This is a genomic window from Photorhabdus namnaonensis (genome assembly GCF_001684335.1).
In the GTDB taxonomy this organism is placed as follows: Bacteria; Pseudomonadota; Gammaproteobacteria; order Enterobacterales; family Enterobacteriaceae; genus Photorhabdus; species Photorhabdus namnaonensis.
Window position 1 is genome coordinate 87,237 of record NZ_LOIC01000034.1, and the last position, 20,413, is coordinate 107,649.

The 20,413-nt window shown below is 44.8% G+C and carries 17 protein-coding genes; 12 read left to right on the top strand and 5 right to left on the bottom strand.

The window, feature by feature from the left end; translation table 11 throughout:
- Positions 1-5 precede the first annotated feature (5 nt).
- The 5 genes from Phpb_RS06900 to Phpb_RS06920 all read left to right on the top strand — a co-directional run bounded on the left by Phpb_RS06900 (position 6) and on the right by Phpb_RS06920 (position 3,529).
- Positions 6-650, top strand: a complete 645-nt coding sequence (locus tag Phpb_RS06900; RefSeq protein WP_065389759.1) for a nucleotidyl transferase family protein — start codon at positions 6-8, stop codon at positions 648-650.
- On the top strand, positions 643-1,389 hold the full coding sequence (locus Phpb_RS06905; RefSeq protein ID WP_065389711.1) for a hypothetical protein: 747 nt from the start codon (positions 643-645) through the stop codon (positions 1,387-1,389). The genes Phpb_RS06900 and Phpb_RS06905 overlap by 8 nt, the downstream gene beginning before the upstream one ends.
- A gap of 1 nt (position 1,390) precedes the next feature.
- Positions 1,391-2,170, top strand: coding sequence for a PIG-L family deacetylase (locus Phpb_RS06910; RefSeq protein ID WP_065389712.1), 780 nt, complete (start codon positions 1,391-1,393; stop codon positions 2,168-2,170).
- A 10-nt stretch (positions 2,171-2,180) separates the two neighbouring features.
- Positions 2,181-3,260, top strand: a complete 1,080-nt coding sequence (waaB, locus tag Phpb_RS06915) for a lipopolysaccharide 1,6-galactosyltransferase (protein WP_065389713.1) — start codon at positions 2,181-2,183, stop codon at positions 3,258-3,260.
- A 71-nt stretch (positions 3,261-3,331) separates the two neighbouring features.
- Positions 3,332-3,529, top strand: a complete 198-nt coding sequence (locus Phpb_RS06920; protein WP_131817499.1) for a hypothetical protein — start codon at positions 3,332-3,334, stop codon at positions 3,527-3,529.
- An 11-nt stretch (positions 3,530-3,540) separates the two neighbouring features.
- On the opposite strand, the gene abiEi is transcribed toward Phpb_RS06920, so the two are convergent.
- From abiEi to malK, 4 genes are all read right to left on the bottom strand, one after another.
- Positions 3,541-4,074 (bottom strand): type IV toxin-antitoxin system AbiEi family antitoxin, encoded by a 534-nt coding sequence (gene abiEi, locus Phpb_RS06925; protein WP_065389715.1) that lies wholly within the window; start codon positions 4,072-4,074, stop codon positions 3,541-3,543.
- Between the two features lie 151 nt (positions 4,075-4,225).
- On the bottom strand, positions 4,226-5,158 hold the full coding sequence (malM, locus tag Phpb_RS06930) for a maltose operon protein MalM (RefSeq protein WP_065389716.1): 933 nt from the start codon (positions 5,156-5,158) through the stop codon (positions 4,226-4,228).
- Between the two features lie 127 nt (positions 5,159-5,285).
- Positions 5,286-6,572: a maltoporin gene (locus Phpb_RS06935; protein WP_065389717.1), complete on the bottom strand. Its 1,287-nt coding sequence runs from the start codon at positions 6,570-6,572 to the stop codon at positions 5,286-5,288.
- Between the two features lie 36 nt (positions 6,573-6,608).
- Positions 6,609-7,718: a maltose/maltodextrin ABC transporter ATP-binding protein MalK gene (gene malK / locus Phpb_RS06940; RefSeq protein ID WP_065389718.1), complete on the bottom strand. Its 1,110-nt coding sequence runs from the start codon at positions 7,716-7,718 to the stop codon at positions 6,609-6,611.
- Positions 7,719-8,095: 377 nt separating this feature from the next.
- Here malK and malE point away from each other — a divergent pair, with 377 nt between their 5' ends.
- From malE to malG, 3 genes are all read left to right on the top strand, one after another.
- On the top strand, positions 8,096-9,295 hold the full coding sequence (gene malE / locus Phpb_RS06945; protein WP_065389719.1) for a maltose/maltodextrin ABC transporter substrate-binding protein MalE: 1,200 nt from the start codon (positions 8,096-8,098) through the stop codon (positions 9,293-9,295).
- Positions 9,296-9,417: 122 nt separating this feature from the next.
- Positions 9,418-10,974: a maltose ABC transporter permease MalF gene (malF, locus tag Phpb_RS06950; protein ID WP_065389720.1), complete on the top strand. Its 1,557-nt coding sequence runs from the start codon at positions 9,418-9,420 to the stop codon at positions 10,972-10,974.
- A gap of 12 nt (positions 10,975-10,986) precedes the next feature.
- Complete coding sequence (malG, locus tag Phpb_RS06955) at positions 10,987-11,877, top strand: maltose ABC transporter permease MalG (protein ID WP_065389721.1); 891 nt, start codon at positions 10,987-10,989, stop codon at positions 11,875-11,877.
- A 55-nt stretch (positions 11,878-11,932) separates the two neighbouring features.
- Here malG and Phpb_RS06960 read toward each other — a convergent pair whose 3' ends face one another.
- Positions 11,933-13,948 (bottom strand): LTA synthase family protein, encoded by a 2,016-nt coding sequence (locus tag Phpb_RS06960; protein WP_065389722.1) that lies wholly within the window; start codon positions 13,946-13,948, stop codon positions 11,933-11,935.
- A 289-nt stretch (positions 13,949-14,237) separates the two neighbouring features.
- On the opposite strand from Phpb_RS06960, the gene Phpb_RS06965 reads away from it, so the two are divergent.
- The 4 genes from Phpb_RS06965 to Phpb_RS06980 all read left to right on the top strand — a co-directional run bounded on the left by Phpb_RS06965 (position 14,238) and on the right by Phpb_RS06980 (position 20,400).
- Positions 14,238-15,113, top strand: a complete 876-nt coding sequence (locus tag Phpb_RS06965) for an arginase family protein (protein ID WP_065389723.1) — start codon at positions 14,238-14,240, stop codon at positions 15,111-15,113.
- A gap of 651 nt (positions 15,114-15,764) precedes the next feature.
- Positions 15,765-17,879 carry a type VI secretion system Vgr family protein gene (locus Phpb_RS06970; RefSeq protein WP_240492431.1) on the top strand — a complete coding sequence of 705 codons (2,115 nt, stop codon included), beginning with the start codon at positions 15,765-15,767 and terminating at the stop codon, positions 17,877-17,879.
- Between the two features lie 2 nt (positions 17,880-17,881).
- The gene (locus tag Phpb_RS06975) at positions 17,882-19,240 is read left to right on the top strand and encodes a VRR-NUC domain-containing protein (RefSeq protein WP_065389725.1); all 1,359 of its coding nucleotides are present in this window, start codon (positions 17,882-17,884) and stop codon (positions 19,238-19,240) included.
- Positions 19,241-19,254: 14 nt separating this feature from the next.
- Entirely contained in the window at positions 19,255-20,400 is a 1,146-nt protein-coding gene (locus Phpb_RS06980) for a DUF3396 domain-containing protein (RefSeq protein ID WP_065389726.1), read from the top strand.
- The last annotated feature ends 13 nt before the right edge of the window (positions 20,401-20,413 follow it).

A 20,413-nucleotide genomic window follows, 5' to 3' on the forward strand; every position in this document is an offset into this window, starting at 1 on the left:
CATATATGAATATGCCTAACAATAATGAGCGTTATATAAGCGATTTAATTGATGGCAAGTTGAATTATATACATGTTGATAGAAAAGGGGATTTTAGTAATACAAACATAGACTGGAAAAATGCTTTAATTTTATCTGGCTCTTTCAATCCACTTCATAAAGGCCATGAAGAATTAAAAGAAATCGCTACAGCGATGACTAAAAGAAAACCCTATTATGAACTGTCAATTAAAAATGCGGTAAAACTTACCATTTCAACCGATGAAGTTTTCAAGAGGATAGGGCAATTCAAGGAGAAGGGTGAGGTAATTTTAAGTGACGCTACGTTTTTTACTGATAAATCGCATATTTATCAAGGAGCAATTTTCGTCATTGGCGCTGATTTATGTCAAGAAATTAATAACCCTATTTATTATGGCGGTGAAGAAGGGTTAAAAAAATCTCTTATGACAATTAATAGTAATGATTGTCGATTTCTGGTGGCTGGACGTTTTTTTAATAATAAATATCATGCAGTTGATGATTTGGTAAATATTAGTAAGGAACACCGTTTTTTATTTGAATCTATTCCAGAAAATCTATTTCGCTTAGATATATCATCAACGGAAATAAGGTTAATGAATAAAGAAAAGGAGATGAATCATGAATAAAGAAAATGAAAAAAACTTGCTGGATAACGAAGTTAATTTGAATTCAACATATTTAACCAAAGAGATTCAGAGAAGATTAAAACAAGCTTCATTTATATTTAATCCTGGCCATATAACTTTAAATACCCAGCTAAATGGTTCACAAATTAAATTATTTTCTGAGATATGCTCATTTTTGGAACAGGACGGTAATTTAGATATGCTTGCCTCTTGTATACATGATTTATGGTGTGCAAAATATCTAATCGATAATAGAACTGCTACGCAAGATTCAATTACAAAGCTTGAAATTGAGTACAACTTGCAAGTCAATTTTTTAAAACCTTATCAAGCATTCACAGAAAAAGAGAAGAAGTTCGAAAAGAGGCTAATCAAGAGCGATTTGAGTATTATATCGGAAGTGATGAAAAATATTTATTTATACGATGACAATATTGCATCCGACAATTTCAATTATGAGATGTTACTTTCTACAAACGATGCCATTTTTTCAGATTTAATGACAATATTAGGTCACAGTGACAGTATAATAGAAATTGCGGCAGAAAGAATTCATGCTAGTTGGTTTGATATAATGAAAGAATTTTATGCCGATGATGAAAGAGTCCAGTCCAAAGAAAAGCCAAATGTTAATAACTCAGATTTTATAAAAAACAGAGATGGAATACGCATTGATTTAGCCGCTATTTATATCGTACTTATGGAAATAAAATATAACAGCCTTTGTATGGAGATTTAAAATGATGCATTTATTTCTATCCCCCCATTTAGATGATGCGGCTTTAAGCGCTGGTGGTTTAATACATAAATTGGTTTCAGAAAATCAACAGGTGGTTGTTTTAACATTTTTTACTGAATATGACGAAAATCTTACATCCTATTACTTACGCTCTGAGAGTAATGATAATATGAATTCATTTATAAAACTTTATTCAAAGCGAGCTAATGAGGATATTGCTTTTTGCAATAAATTATCAGCCATTCCGATACATGGTAAAATTTTAGATTGCATTTATAGAACCGATCAATGCGGTGAACCTATGTATAATAATTCTGCCGGGATTTATAGTGGCTTGGCACATAAATCAGATTATGCATCCGATATGGCTCAAGATCTTATCGACAAAATATTGTTAAATTATCAACCTGACTATATCTATGCCCCTTTGGGAATAGGTCGACATGTAGACCACATTATAATAAATAATCTTGTCCATAATATAAAAGGCTCCCATAAGTTAAAAATATTGCTTTATGAAGATTTTCCCTATGTTTTAGGGGAATACCCTACTATTGATCCCGACAGCTTGGAAAGTGCTTTATTACGAAATAATAAATTTGATATGCATGCTATATTGGTGGATATCGATTTAAAAGAAAAAATGCAAAACATCCTGTTTTATGATTCTCAACTAGAACCTCTGTTTGGGAATGAATCAAATCTTTTAATTTCATTGGAGAAATATTATTGCTCTATTAGTAAATCAAAAATACAAGAGCGTTTTTGGTTAGTTCAATAAAGGATTAATAATGAAAAATATATTTATAATATACCATGATCTTTTTTTGAATGGGTATGGCGGGGTAGAAACGGTATGTTCAAATTTAATAAATTTGATTGGCCGTGCCAATATTGAAATTAATTTCATATTTGTATCGCTAAATGAGATAAACAAAATTGAAAATCTTGCTTGGTTATCTCATGCTCAACATATCTCTTTAATGTCAAACAGTGATAAATCTCGCCAGAATATTGCATGTGAATTATCTTTGATATTAGAAAGGTTTCATCCTGAGGTTCTAATAAGTTTAGATACGACATCCTGTAATATTACTCGACTTTCCTGTGAAAATGTTAACTTCCCGGTAAAAACTTATTCTTGGCTGCATACTTCAATTAGGAATCCTACTCCACAGAAAATTAAAGATTTATGCTGTGCCGACGAGCACCTTGTCATCAGTTCTGGTTTAAGAGATCAAATGTTATCCTTTGGAATAAAACCAGAGAAGCTTCATCTTATTTTCAATCCTATCAAAATGAATCCCTTTATAATTTCTCAACCAAAACACATGGCTAGATTTTTATATGTTGGCAGAATTCTTGCCTATAAGTCGAAAAATTTAACTGAACTCTTTTTAGCTCTTTCACAATTGCATGGTCATTGGGAGTTACATATGGTAGGTTCTGGTGATGATGAGGGTTATTTAAGAGAATTATCTTCACAACTCAATATAAATAATAATATTATTTGGCACGGTTGGAGAGATCAGCCTTGGGAGTTTGTGATGGATAACATAAAAGAAGTATCCGCTTTTATTTTAACATCAAAATATGAAGGTTTTGGTATGGTATTAGCGGAAGCAATATCTTATGGTATCTATTGTATAAGTTCAGATTGCCAGTGTGGTCCGAGCGATATTATTAATAATTTAAATGGTGAACTTTATAAATCAGGTAGTATTATTGAGTTGTCTGAAAAATTACAACTCATTATTGACGAATATAAAATCAGAGATCATCAAGCAATAAAAAATTCTATTGCCTTTCTTTACGAAAATAATTTCCTGTTAAGAATCACTAAGGCTTTACCTGTATTAGCTCAGATCTAATGTACGACAGTTATAGTTTAAAAACGCGTTGTTATCTATCTCTAGTCAAATTGGAGGATTGGCAGCAGAATATGGCATCGTTTTTCCGCAACGCTCCGCTGCTTGAAGCACTTGAGGACGTAGATAATGGATTAACTGCTATTGCCCGCAGGGTTTTGAAACAACTCTATGAAGACTGGCTGATACTGATTCAACAAACAGAGGAAATAGAAGGAACCCTTAAGTCGCATTCATGGCAAACGGCTCAGTGGCAGCAACAATGGCGTTAAAGTTCACTTGGCTAGACATAGTTGAGTTCCTCCATTTGAACTAAATGCATGTTCCTCCCCACTCTTTTTTGGTCACGCAGAGCAGTCTCTTTTTTTGCGATACGCAGGGGGCCACGGCTTTCTAACGTTGCTTTCAGAATTTCGCTAGGCTCTCTGTTGGTGTGGGTGATTTCAATGACTCCCCACGGTGTTTTAAACTCTCCAGCTCTGCCAGTAGACATGATTGTCAGGCGGTCGATTGGGATTTGTGAGATGAACCCATATTGAGATAAAGCTGACTCTAGGCTGATGTAATTATATTCGCCTCGTCGGATATTTTTGACGATAGTCTCCAGGGGATAGCTTCCCATGCTGGCCCGCGTATAGACATAAACTCCTTTGGTAATGCGAAGTAACAGTCCGGCTTTGATGAGGCGATCAATAGATTTTTGCAATGTCCGAGAAGTCTCGTCAGCAAAGATGACTTCCAAATCCTGTAAAAGGAAAATGGCTCTTCCCATTTTGCTGAACTCATCTAATTTGTTAATCGCTGTGAGTCTATCCATTTTATTATCTCTATTCTAAAACCCCTTTAAAGGGTGTTTTGTGTATAGATATCTATCATAACAATTATTTGTATACACAAAAACCCCATTTCTGGGGGATGTGTGTAAAAAGGGGTTAGACCCAATGCGCTCCTTTTCGGAGAGCATTTGTTTACCCTTTGTTTTTGATACTGTTGATAAATGTTTCTCGTGCCGTTGAAGATCCAAGGCGTTCCGCTTCATCCAGCAATTTGAGTGCCTTATCAATATTGCCGTTATTAATTTCCTTTTTGATTGCATCACTGAAATATCGTTCTGTATCACTCAGGACTGGTTTGACTTTTTGCAGCGTAGACGGCGTTACGATGGCTTGTGTTGGCCCGACAATGATCGGTTCTTGTGCTGGACTTGAGAAAACTTGACCAATCGTGATGTTGCCGGCGTTTTGTTCTGATTTTACTTTCAACTTCAACGTACCTGTTGGCGTATGGCGAGCAACAGGATCGGGAATAGCGGGAACGGCATTTCCGACGCCTTGAGCATAAGCTTTGGCGGGATCAACCATTTGGGTGGATTTCTGCAAATCGGTACCAGTGGTGTAGACCAGTATATAAATTTGTTGTTGTCCCAGTGCTGGTGTGAGCTTTAGTGTGCCTTCCAGCCGATCAGTGGACATAACCCCCGGACGTTCATAGGAAAAATAACTGCTCGGGTAAAATGCGGCGGGGCGTAACCCTTGATCCAGTACTAAAACATTTGGTACGTAAACTTGTTTATCTTGCACTAAACTGCTCAGGGTAATATCCAGAGAGCCTCGGTTTGCCGGCAGCGCGAATGCTGCTATCGGCCCTTGAATATCTCCCTCATTAAGATGCTGAGATGCGGCATTGAGGATAATGGTCTGAGTATCGCTGGTATTAATCGGTTGCCAGCTCAGTTTTTGCAATGCTGTTATCGAGAGGGAAGGGGCGACAATATCCTGTGTCGTGGTTGCTTGAGTTGTTATAGGTGTTTGAGTCGCGGTAATGGGCGTTGTATACCCTATAAGAGGAAATGCGCTACAGAGTACAGCGCTAAGACAACATGAAAGCAGTTTAGTTTTCATCTGTTACCCTTGTTCGGTTGAAAAAAGAGACTGATACCCACCCCACTGTTAGGAGGTATATCAGTCCAAAAGGCGTTAACCATTACAAATCATTTGATTGATCTGAGATCAAATCGTTGTAACCGGATTACCACCAAGCTTCGAATTGTGCGCCAAAGGTAAATTCATCATCGTCGCCACGGCTGAATTTATGCGTTGCGGTATCACGGTAGGCCATGCCATCGATGTAACCGTCTTTTTTGTTCGCATTACCCCATTTTTCATCCCATTTTGCATAGGTGACGAACAGGCGAATAGCCGGGCGGGACCAAATGCTGTCACCGGCCTGCCATTGTTGGGCCAGGGTGATTTTGTACTGATCATTGGTGTCATTGGTACGTTGGGATTTGACGTTATCATAACCAATGTCCAGCAGAGTGCTCATCGTCGGTGTCCATTTGTACATTGGACGTACTCCAACCGTATACCATGTGTTGCCATTGTTGTTATCACGGTCAGTATCCTGATACATCGCCACGTACATGAGGTCCCATTTTTCCGCGAGATTAATCGCGCCATGATTCAGGATACGTAACATATAACCGTCATTGTTTACGCTGGCACCTTCGGAATGACCGCTGTTGTAGGAGGTCATGGAATCGGTCGCGTACTGTACGACAAATTTGTTAAAGCCTCCTAGCATGCTCTGTGTATGCTCGGCGGTAAACATGAAACCATCTTTGGAGGCATTACGGTCAAGTTTGTAGTGATCTCGCGCGTTGGCGCGTCCATAGTCAAAACCAAGCTCCAGATTGCCGCCTGGGTTAACTTCCAAGCCGGATAGACGTATATCGTAGACATCATTGGAGGTGGGTATTTGATCGCGTTGACCGGCAATCCAACCATGAGAACCGCCAGATTCGGTATTACGGGTAACAGCCAGAGAGAGCTTGCTAAAGCCGAGATCAATATCTTGCAGACCAGCGCCCGGACCTGAGATATCCCAATAGTAGAAATCGATCATATGTACGTCATGGCGCTGGTAAAAGCGTTTACCTGCCCACAGTGTTGAGCCGGGTAACCAATCGATGACGTTCTTCGCTTGAACATTGACCTCACGGAACGCGGGATCGGTGGATTCCCAGTCATTTTGTTGCGCCACGGAATAAGCCACGTTGGTATCGAAGTAGAAACTCTTATTACCGTCCTTCCATAGCTCTTGACCTAGCTTAAGTTCAGCATAGGTTTCACATTCATTACCTAAACGGTATTTGCTCTGTGCGCCGGTGCTTTTGAAACACTGTTGCTCACCGCCGCTGCCGGTCCAACCAATACCAGAACGGGCGTAACCGTGGAATTCTACGGCTGATGCCTGAATAGACAGTAATCCGGCCATAATGGTTAGTGAGATAGGTAATATACGCATTGATTTCATCAATTTTTCTCCTGTCGTTTTTTGATTAGCTCAGGCTCAAACACCGGGTTCTTGATGCAGACGCTGACATGCCGTTCCGTCTTCCCGGAATAAATGGCAGCGGTGAGGGGGTAGCCCGATGGTGAAGGTAGATCCTTCTTCCACCAGCACAACATCAGGTTGGCGGTAAACCAGATTTTGATGAATGGCCGGGATTTCAATATGAACTTGGGTTTCATTGCCTAACTGCTCGACAACCTGCACTACGCCTTCCAACGTGACATCAGCGATATCACTTGGCAGGAGGTGTTCAGGACGTATTCCCAGAGAGACATTACTGCCTACTTTTACTCCCTTGCTTTCTACGGGCAGCCAGATTTGCTGCCGGTTAGGCAGAGTAATCTGCACCTGATCAATAGCGGTAGCCGTGACTTTAACTGGCAGGAAATTCATTTTGGGTGAGCCAATAAAGCTGGCGACAAAGCGGTTAACCGGATAGTGGTATAGTTCAAGTGGTTTGCCGATCTGAGCGACATCCCCGGCATCCAGCACCACGATTCTGTCGGCTAGCGTCATCGCTTCAACCTGATCGTGAGTGACATAAATCATCGTACATTTCAGACGCTTATGCAGACGTGAGATTTCAATGCGCATTTGGACGCGCAGCGCGGCGTCCAGGTTGGAAAGAGGTTCATCCAATAGAAAAACACTGGGTTCAGCGACCAGAGTACGGCCAATGGCAACACGTTGACGTTGCCCGCCTGATAGGGCTTTAGGGCGGCGATCAAGCAGGTGAGCGAGTTGAAGCATCTCGGCAATTTGCTTTACCCGTTGCTGAATATCACTTTTTTTAGCGCCCGCCAGTTTCATGCCGAATGACATATTGTCTGCAACGGACAGATGGGGATACAGCGCATAAGACTGAAAAACCATCCCAACGCCGCGTTTGGCGGGGGGCACATCGTTCATTCGGATGTTATTGATCAGCAAATCACCGGAAGTTACATCTTCCAGACCCGCAATCATCCTTAATATTGTCGATTTTCCACAACCGGATGGACCGACAAAAACGATAAATTCTCCTTCTTGTATCTCAAGGTTGATGCTCTTGGAAATAATAGTTTCACCATAAGCCTTCGATACATTGTGTAGTGTGACGCTCGACATGTGTTCCCCCGGACTTATCACCGCAATTCGCGGTGAAAAATAATAAACCAGAGTGTGTTTAAGATAACGGGGGAGTAAATCCTCCATACCGAAGTTTTTTATGGGGGAGGAGTTAGGAGGATGAGATAAGCGTTACTGAGGTGGTGAGGTATGAGCTAATGGATAATTTGTGATACTTATCGCAAAAAAAGAAGTCCCTTTTTGTGGTCAGTAGCACGGTTCTTCTGTTTTTGGAATAGAGATCACACGCATCCCGGGTAGGGCGTAGAGTAGGGGAGGATGAGTCTTTCCATTGTTGATCGCACACTAGCTCAATACCCTCCGCCAATGTAACCAAACAGTTCGCTCTGAACCTTTCAAACTATGAGGACGGAATGATGATAAAAACAACTTTAAAAGCGAGCGCTCGTACCTTAGCGCTTTCTGCCTTAGCCACGCTAGCGTTATCTGCCTCCGCTTTTGCAAAAATTGAAGAAGGTAAGCTGGTTATCTGGATCAACGGTGATAAAGGCTACAATGGTCTGGCACAAGTTGGTGAGAAGTTTGAAAAAGATACGGGCGTCAATGTTACCGTTGAACATCCAAATAAGTTTGAAGAGAAATATGTACAAGTCGCAGCAAGCGGTGATGGGCCGGATATTATTTTCTGGGCCCATGACCGCTTTGGCGGCTACGCACAGTCTGGTTTGGTGGCAGAAATCACGCCGGATCAGAACTTCAAAGATAAGCTATTCCCGTTTACTTGGGATGCCGTGCGCTACGACGGTAAACTAGTCGGTTATCCTATCGCAGTTGAAGCCCTCTCTCTTATCTACAACAAAGATTTGGTGAAGACACCACCAAAAACTTGGGAAGAGATCCCGGCTCTGGATAAGGAACTCAAGAGCAAAGGCAAGAGTGCCATTATGTTTAATCTGCAAGAGCCATATTTCTCTTGGTCGCTGATTGCTGCGGCCGGGGGGTATGCGTTCAAGATGGAAAACGGCGCATATGATGTGAAGAACGTCGGAGTGAATAATGCAGGTTCCAAAGCAGGGCTGAATTTTATTATAGATTTGGTGAAAAATAAGCATTTGAACGCAGATGCTGATTATTCCATTGCCGAAGCCGCGTTCAACAAAGGTGAAACGGCGATGACCATTAATGGTCCGTGGACGTGGACTAACATTGAAAAGAGCAAGATAAATTACGGCGTGGCGTTGTTGCCGACGTTTAAAGGCCATCCGTCTAAGCCGTTTGTCGGCGTATTAACGGCAGGCATCAATGCTGCTAGCCCGAATAAAGAGTTAGCGAAGGAGTTCTTGGAAAATTACCTACTGACCAATGAAGGTCTGGAGATGGTGAATCGGGATAAGCCGTTGGGGGCTGTGTCACTGAAATCCTATCAGGATATTTTAGCTAAGGACCCACGTATTGCCGCCACAATGGAAAATGCTCAAAAAGGCGAAATCATGCCGAACGTCTCACAAATGAGTAGTTTCTGGTACGCCATGCGCAGCGCTGTTGTTAATGCGGTGACTGGTCGTCAAACCGTTGATGCCGCATTAAGTGATGCGGAAGCCCGTATGACTAAGTAACTTGTGGGCGCTCTTCTTTTGAAGGGTGCCTCTTTCCTGCAACCAGTATGGATGCCTGTTTGCAGGAAGATTGATTAAGCTATCCGTAAAGCTGTTACGTCGTAGTAAAAAGGAAGAGCATTATGTCAGCGACGCTCGAAAAAACATCATGGTGGCAGCATTCTGCTCTGAAATGGTTTGCAGTAAGCCTGTGTATACTCTTTACCGGTTATCTGGTGGTACTGATGTATTCCCAGGGAGAGTATCTGTTTGCAATGCTGACGCTGGTATTGTTGGGAACAGGGGTTTACGTTTTCGCTAACCGCAATACTTATGCCTGGCGCTATGTTTATCCGGGTATAGCCGGAATGGGATTGTTTGTACTGTTTCCGCTTATTTGCACCATTGCTATCGCCTTTACTAACTATAGCAGTACCAATCAATTGACTTTTGAACGTGCGCAATCTGTCTTGATGAGTCGTCAGTATCAGTCAGGGCAAACATTGGCTTTCAAACTCTACCCAAAATCAGAACAGTGGGTTTTAGCACTGAATGTACCGGGTCAGACTAAGCAACTGGTGTCCGAACCGTTCTCGCTGTCGGCAACGAAAGAGACGGCTCTGCATTTGTATGAGCAGGATAACATTCAGCACGGTGAAGCGGCGGCATTGCGCACTATCACCCAAAATCGACAGGCGCTGAACCAGTTGGTTGCCGTTTTACCGGATGGCAGCCGACTTAAAATGAGTTCTCTACGTCAATTCTCTGGCGTACATCTCCAATACTTGCTTGGGGAAGATGGTAAAACCCTCACCGACAATCAAACAGGCACACTTTATCGCCCCAATACCGATACCGGTTTCTATCAGTCTGTCAATGCTGAGGGACAATGGGGAAATGAGACTTTGACACCTGGATTTACGGTTTCCATCGGCTGGAAAAATTTCCTGCGTGTGATACAGGATGAAGGTATTCAGAAGCCGTTTTTCTCTATTTTTGTTTGGACGGTTGTGTTCTCTCTGATCACTGTGGTGTTGACGGTCGCTGTTGGCATGGTTTTGGCTTGCATCGTGCAGTGGGAAGCGCTGAAAGGCCGTGGCATTTATCGTATGCTACTTATTCTGCCTTATGCCGTGCCATCATTTATTTCCATTTTGATTTTTAAGGGATTGTTTAATCAGAGTTTCGGCGAGATTAATCTGTTACTTAATGGTTTGTTTGGTCTTAAGCCCGCTTGGCTTACCGATCCTACGTTGGCCCGAACCATGCTGATTATAGTAAATACTTGGTTGGGTTATCCCTACATGATGATCCTCTGTATGGGGTTGTTGAAGGCAATACCAGATGATCTATATGAAGCATCGGCAATGGATGGCGCAGGGCCGTTTCAGAACTTTTTTAAGATCACTTTCCCATTGCTGATTAAGCCATTGACGCCGCTAATGATTGCCAGTTTTGCCTTTAACTTTAACAACTTTGTTCTGATTCAATTGTTGACCAATGGCAGGCCAGATCGGATTGGTACCACGACGCCGGCAGGCTATACCGATTTATTAGTGAACTATACCTACCGTATTGCTTTCGATGGTGGTAGCGGTCAGGATTTTGGTTTAGCTGCGACGATTGCAACGGCGATCTTTTTGCTGGTTGGCGCACTGGCGATTATTAACCTGAAAGCCACCCGCATTAAATTTGACTAAGGAGGGAATGCAATGGCGATGGTTCAATCCAAATCGCAGAAATGGCGTTTGTTGGCGACACATTTGTTGATGTTAACCTTTATTGCCATGATCTTATTCCCGTTGTTGATGGTTATTACTATCTCCTTGCGGCCAGGGAACTTTGCCACGGGGAGTTTGATCCCGGAAAGCATCTCTTGGGAGCATTGGAAATTGGCGCTTGGTTACAGTGTGGTGTCACCGGATGGTCGTGTTACACCGCCGCCTTTCCCCGTGATGCTATGGCTTTGGAACTCTGTTAAGGTTGCCTTTATTACCGCCGTAGGTATCGTGACATTATCAACGACTTGCGCTTATGCCTTTGCCCGTATGCGTTTTCGCGGTAAAAGTATCGTGCTGAAAGGTATGCTAATTTTTCAGATGTTCCCGGCGGTGCTCTTTCTGGTAGCGCTATATGCCTTGTTTGATCGACTAGGAGAATATGTACCGTTTATCGGCCTTAATACCCACGGTGGTGTGATTTTTGCCTACCTGGGGGGGATTGCGTTGCATGTCTGGACGATTAAAGGCTATTTCGAAACCATTGATGGCTCCTTGGAAGAGGCGGCTGCGCTTGATGGCGCGACACCGTGGCAAGCTTTCCGTATGGTGCTGCTACCGCTTTCGGTACCGATTCTGGCAGTGGTATTTATTCTTTCCTTCATTGGTGTGATTACGGAAGTGCCTGTTGCCTCACTGCTTCTGCGAGATGTGAACAATTACACTTTGGCGGTGGGCATGCAGCAATACCTTAACCCACAGAACTATCTTTGGGGAGATTTTGCCGCTGCCGCTGTGCTCTCAGCACTCCCTATTACCATCGTTTTCCTGGTTGCTCAACGCTGGTTGGTCAATGGTTTGACCGCCGGGGGAGTTAAAGGTTGATTACATGTAAGTCCCTTTAATACATCGAGATTAAAGGGATTCACGGAAGTATCAATTATTGCTGGTGGTGAACTTGACGATTTAATTGCCATGACAGGAGATCGGTGAATACCTGCCAACGTTGGAACTGTTTGGTTTGGTCTGCTGTCATGGGTTGAGGTTCACCGAGTAATAATCCCGTTTGATTTGCCCACGGTCGAAATTCACCTTTGCCTACCATGATATAAGCCCCTTGTGATGTAATAGTGACTTCCGGGTTATAGCCTTGACACCAGATAGGGTCTAGACGTTCAGCCAGCAGATTACAGCCGGTACGGTAATAAGCGGTATGTGACAAGCTCAAATGGTAGAGGGTTGGCCAAATGTCTTTATGGCTGCCGACTCTGGTCGCGTCAAAAATTGCGTTTTGGCGATAAGCGGGCGGCACGTAGAGATAAAACGGTACACCGTGGCCGATTGCCAGTTCATGAGCATCTGGATAACTGATACCTCGAATATTATGGTCACCGGTTGCCGCAATAATGGTATGGGAAGCCAATGACTGAGATTTTACCCAACTGATAAACTGTCCTAATTGATCATTGGCATAACGCAGAGTATGGAAAACCTCTTGTAACTCATTACCACTAGCCAAATGACTTAAACGTTGTTTCTCGATATCACTCAGCTTGATGTTGGTTTTCTGATAACCTGCCGGCGATTTATACGGTGGGTGATGGGTAGTAGACAACGACATAATCAGAACATGTTCCCCATTCTTTTCTGCCTGAATCAGGCGATCTTTAATATAACGGAACATAAACTCATCAGGCACGCCCCAAGTACCAAATTGGGCTTCTGGATAGCGTTTTTTCAGCCCATTCTGATCGATAAATTCACTAACGCCCAAGTTTGGCAAGAACTGATTCAAATTACGCCATGCGCCGTTACCGGATGTGACGAAGATAATTTTGTAACCATTCGCCAGATAGGGTTTGAACATATTGCTGGTGAAATCGAGATCCTGCGCGATGGATTGACTGATTGCGCTGTTTGGGCTGCGGATCAAGAAACGGCTTAAACTATCAATGGTGCCATCGCCTTCGGAAACGAAACGTTCAAAACGCCAGTCGTTTTGCCAGTGCTGGCGTAGGGCGCCAAAAACATCAAGATCTGGGCGATCCAAGCTTTGTAGGTGATAACCCATACTCTCCATGACGTTAAATATTACGTGAGGCGGATTTTTTTGAGCGGTAGGGTTGTCGGCAGTTTTAGCCATAAACAGTGACAGATTTACGGGGGTTGGTTTCTCCAGAAAATGGTTTAATAACCAGCTACCTTGTTCATCTGTCGCTTCTGGGAAGTCGCTATTTTTGTAGTGATCATTAAACGCCCAGTTCAGTGCCATTGGGCCATTAGGTGTCAACATATTAAGCATTTTGACTTCTGAAACCTGTGTATTGGCCTGACGTAGTGGAAAAGTACCGATGGAGCCACGCATGCCAACGAAGCAGGCGGATAAAATAACCAGCGTCGCGATAGCGGAAATGGGTAAGCTGGTTTTGCGCTCTGTGCGTGAGATAAGGTAGCGTTGCCAGAGCAGACAGAGCCAGAAAACAGCCACTGCGAACAGTGCTAAACAGAGCAAACTTTCGATAACAGGATAGTCATTCCATAGGGTGTGCAGCACGGCTTGCGTATCATCTTCCACTAAGCCGAAGATGAAAATATCGAACGATCGTTCATAGGTGGCATAGTAGTAAACATTACTTACCGTCAAAGCCCCGACCACGGTACTGAGTGTTGTTGCCAACCACGGATAGGCGTGTTGCCATATGTTGAAGCTATTTTTATTAATGGCGAATAAGCTCGCAATCAGCAGACAAGGCACAAACAGCAAACTGGCAATCCGAATATCAAACAGTCCGCCGATCCAGAACATGCGTTCTACGTCTTGAGTAGAGTCAATGAAGAGCTGATAACTGCCATAAGTTAAGAGAAGATAGATTCTTCCCGCCATTTGTGTTGCTACCGTTAGCAACCAGGGAAGTAAAAGTGCGATAAAAGCCAGTTTGAATCTGGAGAACCACATAATGCCTTCTTATTATTAATGATTGATAAGGTTAATTTAGTGTTTAGTAGGTCAAGATCCTATCTTATTCAGCAAGTTACTGCCTATCCCATTAGGTTATTTTATTTGCTGTTTTTTGCGGTAGAGTAGTCATTGGTCAGATAGAAGCGATTGAAGGGTGGTTCAGACTACACACCATCTTTACCTCGAAGATGTACTCCAGCCGACATAAGGCGAAAGAGGAATATCGATGAAGCGTCAGCCTAGCTGATTTTGAATACACTTTACATATATGCAAAGGAGTATCGTAATGACTAACTGCTCAAATACTATCAGGCTGGTTATGCCGCAGTGGCAAGGGGGAAATAACCCAGCATATAAATTTGGTGCGGAAATGCTGAACTGGCTTGCACCGGAAACGGATGCGCCTGTTATTCATGTACCCATTCAGGAACCCGCCGGGCCTCTCTCGGTAGAAAATGGCATTATCGGCAGGGAAGCGCTTAAAACTCAGCTTAGTAGCGTCTGGAAAATTATTCGTGAATATAAGCCAGATAATATCGTCACGTTTGGTGGTGACTGTCTTGTTGATCTCGCTCCTTTTGCCTGGCTGAGTGAGCGCTGGGGAGAAAAGCTAGGGATACTGTGGATTGATTCGCATCCTGATGTTATGACTCCCGCTCAATTTCAGCATGCTCACGCTCATGTTCTTGGCGCACTGATGGGCAATGGCGATCCTGATCTGACAACCACCGTGGCTTGCCCGGTACCTTCCCGGAGAGTCATGATCGCAGGAATACACAGCCCGCTGGAATATGAGAAAAAATTCATTGCTGATAACGCAATCAGAACCTGCTCTCCGGATGATGTCAGGGCGGGAGGAGAGTCAGTAATGAAGTGGATTGAAGAAGAGAAAATCGAATGTCTGGCAATTCATATCGATTTGGATGTACTGGATGAAAATAACTTCCGTTCCGTATTATTCGCTCGTCCGGGTGCCTGTGAGCATGATTTCGGTGGTATCGCTAAAGGTAAACTTAACATTCCCGATGTGCTGGCTCTGATCCAAAAGGCAGCTTCTCGGGCTAAAGTGGTTGGGCTTGGGATTGCAGAACATCTTCCTTGGGATGCAATGAATCTTAAAGATATGCTGGAACAGCTTCCTTTAATAGGGCGTTCAGATTAGTTGAAATATCGAATTATTTTATCTGGGGTCAATATTGGCGGTTTTATACGAAAAGTCATCGAAGTGGATATTGACCTTAACCCCAAAATCGGCGCTGACTGGTGCTTTAAAGAGCAGCAAAATGTGGTAGTGACTTAAATATGTGAAAGAGTTCATGAAGGCGTTTTCGTTACAACAACGGCCTGGAATGAAAAAATGCGTGTACTGCCAAGATGAAAGCTTATTTATCGCTAGCCCCAATATATCGGATTAATATCTTGACGCTTTTGGGGTTTTATATTGCCTCCGCATCAGGTAAAAATTTACGGCGATTTTTATTTATTCCAGATATTGAGAGCAATTAATGAGCTATTTTGTGTGGTGCTCATCACATTTTCCTCATATTCATCTAATAAATATCGTGATCTTGGGGTCATAATATTGAGAGAGCGAAATTCTTTGTTATTTGTCTCCACTCCATCCTACTTAGCTGGAAGCGGTCTGTTGTTCTCTCTAACGCCACGTATTAAATGATGGCTATTTTATGCTGTCATTTTTTTACCGCGGAACAGACCGGCGCTATTTAAAAGAGCCGCATGTCATGGCTCGTTTAATGGCTTCCTGCGTTATCCCCATCTCAGGATAATGGTTCAGTTATGTAAGGTTTCAAATATGGATGGATTAGTTTTCACCTGCCGAATTGGCATACTGCCCCAAACCACCTTTCAGGTCTCGCAATTTACTTTACAGGAAGAGCTGTCACAGCTTTATCGCCTGACGTTAAAGGTGGTGAGCTCACGTGATGACATTCCCCTGAATGAACTGCTGGGGGATTGCGCATCACTGACCATTACCCGCAATGGCGTCACCGAACGGACTATTAATGGTTTAATCACCGGGGTTGAACAGGATAATACCGATGGCCGTCGCACTGTTTATATTTTCACTGTCCGCCCCACAATGTGGCTGATGACGCTCAATCAGGACAGCCGTATTTTCCATCGACAGTCGGTACCGGAAATCTTAGCGATCCTGCTGAAAGAGCATCGTATTTTATTTACCCGCGATACGCTTTATAAACGCCATGTCGAACGGGAATACACCACGCAAAAACGCGAATCCGCCTATGATTTCTGGTGTCGGCTGGCGGCGGAAGAGGGCATTGTCTTCTGGTTTGAGGAAAAACAGACGTTGTTCTGTGATTGCCGCCTGGGCATGCAGGCGGATATCGAACTGACTTACAATACGCACCCTGAAACGGACGAGACAGACACCACCGCGTACCAGTGGAGTTATGGCGAATACCTGTGTTCGAACAGCACGGTCCAGAAAGACCATAACTTTCTTAACCCCAAATACGCACTTGAACACCGGAAGCAGTCTGACGATAGCGGGCACCATTCAGTGTTTGAAAGTTACGGCCGTTTCCAGTGGGACGAGGAAGGAAAACCGTTTACTCAATTGCGGCTGGAACAGTTACGCAACTACAGTAAAGTCGGCACCGCCAAAACTAACTGTATCCGGCTGCGTCCGGGCAAAATTTTTACCCTGCAATCCCATCCCATAGAGGCCATGAACGACTGCTGGCAGGTGCTGTCTGTCACGCATTATGGGCAGCAACCTGTCGCGTCGAACGACGGGGGCGAAGGAACCACCCTGACCAACGAGGTCGCCTTTATTCCCGGGCGACAGGACTGGCGGCCCCCTTACCGCTATAAACCGCTGGCGGACGGGGATGAAGTCGCCACGGTGGTCGGGCCGGGAAGCGAAGAGATTTATGTGAACGAACATGGCGCGATACGCATCCATTTTCACTGGAACCGTTACGATAAAGCGGACGACCTCGCGTCCTGCTGGGTCCGGGTGGCTCAGGGCTGGAGCGGCAACGGTTTTGGTTTTATGGCGATACCGCGTGTCGGGCAGGAGGTGATAGTCAGCTATCTCAACGGCGATATCGACCGCCCGATTGTGACGGGGTGTACCTACAATGGCCTTAATCGTCCGCCTCTTGATTTACCGCTGGAGAAAACCCGGACCACCTTTAAAACCCAGACTCGCGGCGGGCAGGGATTTAATGAACTGCGTTTTGAGGATGAAAGAGGCAGCGAAGAGGTGTTTATTCATGCTCAACGGAATATGAAAACGCAGATCCTCTGGGATAAAACCACGCAGATAGGCCATGACCAGCAAACAGACGTGGCGCATAACCGCGCGGCGATCATTAAAAACGATGATGATGAAACCGTTCAGGGCTGCCAGACTCTTGACGTCGGTCAAAATCAAACCGTGACCATTAAAGGCCAGCAAGTCATTTCCGTTGGTAAAAGCCATCAATTAAACATCGAAGATAACCAGCAAATTACCGTGGGTAAACATCTCACGGTGCACTCGGAAAGCGGGCAAATCACCATTGGGAACGCCGGCGGGCAGATAGTGATTGACCCGATGGGGAATATCCGTATCGAAGGGGTCAGCATCACCATGACCGACCATATCACCGGCAAGAAATCCGCCGGCGCGCTGTTTGATTATTCAGCCCGCTATACCTTGCTGAGTGAGCAAAGCGATAAGCCGCTGGTGAATGTCCCCTACACCATCACCACCAGCGATGGTCAGGTCATCCCGGGTAAAACTGATGGGCTGGGCAGAACGGTGACTGTGCAGAGTGCGGCCGAAGACAATCTGCAACTGCGTTCACCGGAAACCCCACCGAAACCGAAGCAAACCTTATACGAAGTCAGTGATAACACGCCGGTAGAGTATGTGATGGAATTTACGGAGAAATAAATATGGCAATATCCAATAGCGGCAAGATGTGCCCGGCTGTCACCTCAATTAACTGCACGATGGAAATAGGCGTCTTTCCCGCCGATGAAGATCCCTGTTATCTGGCGAGGAAAGCTGAATATGCCCAGCGGCTGCCGGCAATGATTATCACCAAACTGGGGGCTATTCGCTTTCTTAAACAGATTGTCATGAGCGGATTAATCAAAGTGGAAGAGTATAAACACGATTTTCTGTGGCCTTATAAAGCAGAAGTGGTGTTTGCTATCAGAGCGACTAAAGACGTTCCTCTGCCCATGCTGGCGACCAGTCAAGTCTCTAAGCAGCGTTATGGTGGTAATTTGCCGCAATCCAGTAATCCGTTTGCCCGGCCTTCTGCCGACGATATGGAGAAATTTGAAATTGTTGGTATTCGGCGCCCCGATATTATTCTGGTTAAAGATGAAACTCTCCGGTGGCCGGGCAGAAATGCCACCTACTTTGATGGTTCTGTGCATCCTGATAACCTAAAGATGTTGATTGAGGTGAAATTTCCGGGGGATGAACTCTCTGATAGTCAGGAAAAAGATTATATCCGAATTGCTACCCGTGACCGCTTTGGCGTGATGCGTGTCGACGATAGCCGCACAGAGGAGCAAAAACAGTACGATGAAGCGTGGCGAAAACTTTATCAGCCCGGTTCTCAACACTATAAAAATCCGATACCACTGGCCCCGCTACCCCCCGGTTCGCCGCCTGATGAGGAAGCTTTACCCGCTCCTCCCGCAGAGGGTGCACCGGGGACTATTCCGCAGCCGTTGACCAAAAAACTCCCGCTGGTCAGTACCTCCCCGTGGTCTTTCTTACCCAGCTATGAAGACTGGGTTATCCTCGGGCAAGAGGTGGCGGGTCTGGCCGAAAATGGGTTGAATTATGTCCGCGACAGTACCCGGGAGCTCCTTGCCCAGTTTGGAGTCTGGCTCAATCAGGCCGGCAAGTGGGTGTGTGAAGAGGTTATTGACCCGATAAGCCATCAGGTCAGCTACGCGTTTTCCTGGGTCAGTGAACAAACGGGGAAAATCGTGACTTGGACGGAGAGTGAGATAAAAGCCCAGTGGCAAATCGTGCAACAGGACTCAGATATCACCCTGGAAGAGCTCAAAAACATTAGCTGGATGCAAATATTAAAAGAGGTGGGGGAAGGCATGCTGGAAGTGGTGGTGATTATTGCCGGTGTTGCCGTTGTTATCCTGGTCACCTTGGCTGTCGCTGCGGCGCTGATTGCACTGGTGGAAATTTTAGCTGCCGCCGCCGCAGTCAGCGCTGCTGCGTTAGCCGCTGTACTGGCAATATTGGCGAGTGTGACATTCGCCACTGCTTCATAATTAACGGAGAGAATATGGATACTTTAGATTATTTTACCCAGTTGAGATCACAACTGACCTCTTTTCTTTTTAGCAATGCTGATGAACTGACTGTTTCCCGTCTGGGTCTCTCGATTACCCTGTTTTTTAAACAGGGCTACACTCAGGAGAAAAAGCAACGCATTCTGGCCTGCTACCGGCGCTTTCGCGAAGAGTTTGGCACTCACCTGCGTTTTCATCGTCATGAACTGGAAGGGTTAAAAAAATATTCGCCGGAAAATATTGCCAAAGTGGAAGAAGGCATTCTTAATCAGAAAAAGAATCAGCCTTCTAGTTGGGTCGTCAGTGATGCTAAAAATCTCTATGAAGCCCCTCGCTATCTGATGCGTTATCTGGATTCTCGAGAAATCGATAGTGACGACAGTAGCTCTTACCTCAGTCTGGTATTGCCCTGGGATTATCTAAAGGAACAAGAGGGCATGACCCAGTTTATGGCCTGGCTGGATTTTCTATGTGAACAGCTTGAACCTGACTGGGGAGACTGTGGTTACTGTCTGGTCTTACCCAGAGATTATCATGACTATTTTCCTCTGGAGTACCAACTGGCCCTGCGTTACCCTGCCCTGCAAGTCAACTCCACTGTTCACACCACGCTGGACGATTATGCCCATTCCATCCGAAGCATTAACTGGATCACCCTGCTGTCCAAACGCTTTGTAAACCGACTGGGTGGGGAATACTGGATACGTCAGGTGCTGCGCCCCTACCGGGATGTGGTGATTACTTCTTATTCCAATGGTCTGATAATCCGGGCCGGTCAATACCCGGACTTAACGCCACTCCCGGGCAGTGTCCCGGAGAGTTATTTTGCCATTAACCAGTTGATACGTCCGATACGTTTTGTTCCGGGAGAAGGTGATTCCCTGCATTTTTATGGAGAGGGGCATTTTGATGATATTTCCACACAAGCCTGGTATGCCCGTTATGACCGTGGCCCGCTGCAAGTCACCCCTCTGAGAGGCGACCATCCTGCACTGGTCAGCGGGATCTGGCAAACCGACAGCCTGCCTGGCCAGCAGTACTTCTTTGCTCAGGGGGCGATGGCTTTTGATGTTGAAGGTGCAGAGACGGGCACAACCCTCTGGCATCTGGTACGGGAAGCAGCAAATATGTGGGAATAACTGATTATCCACC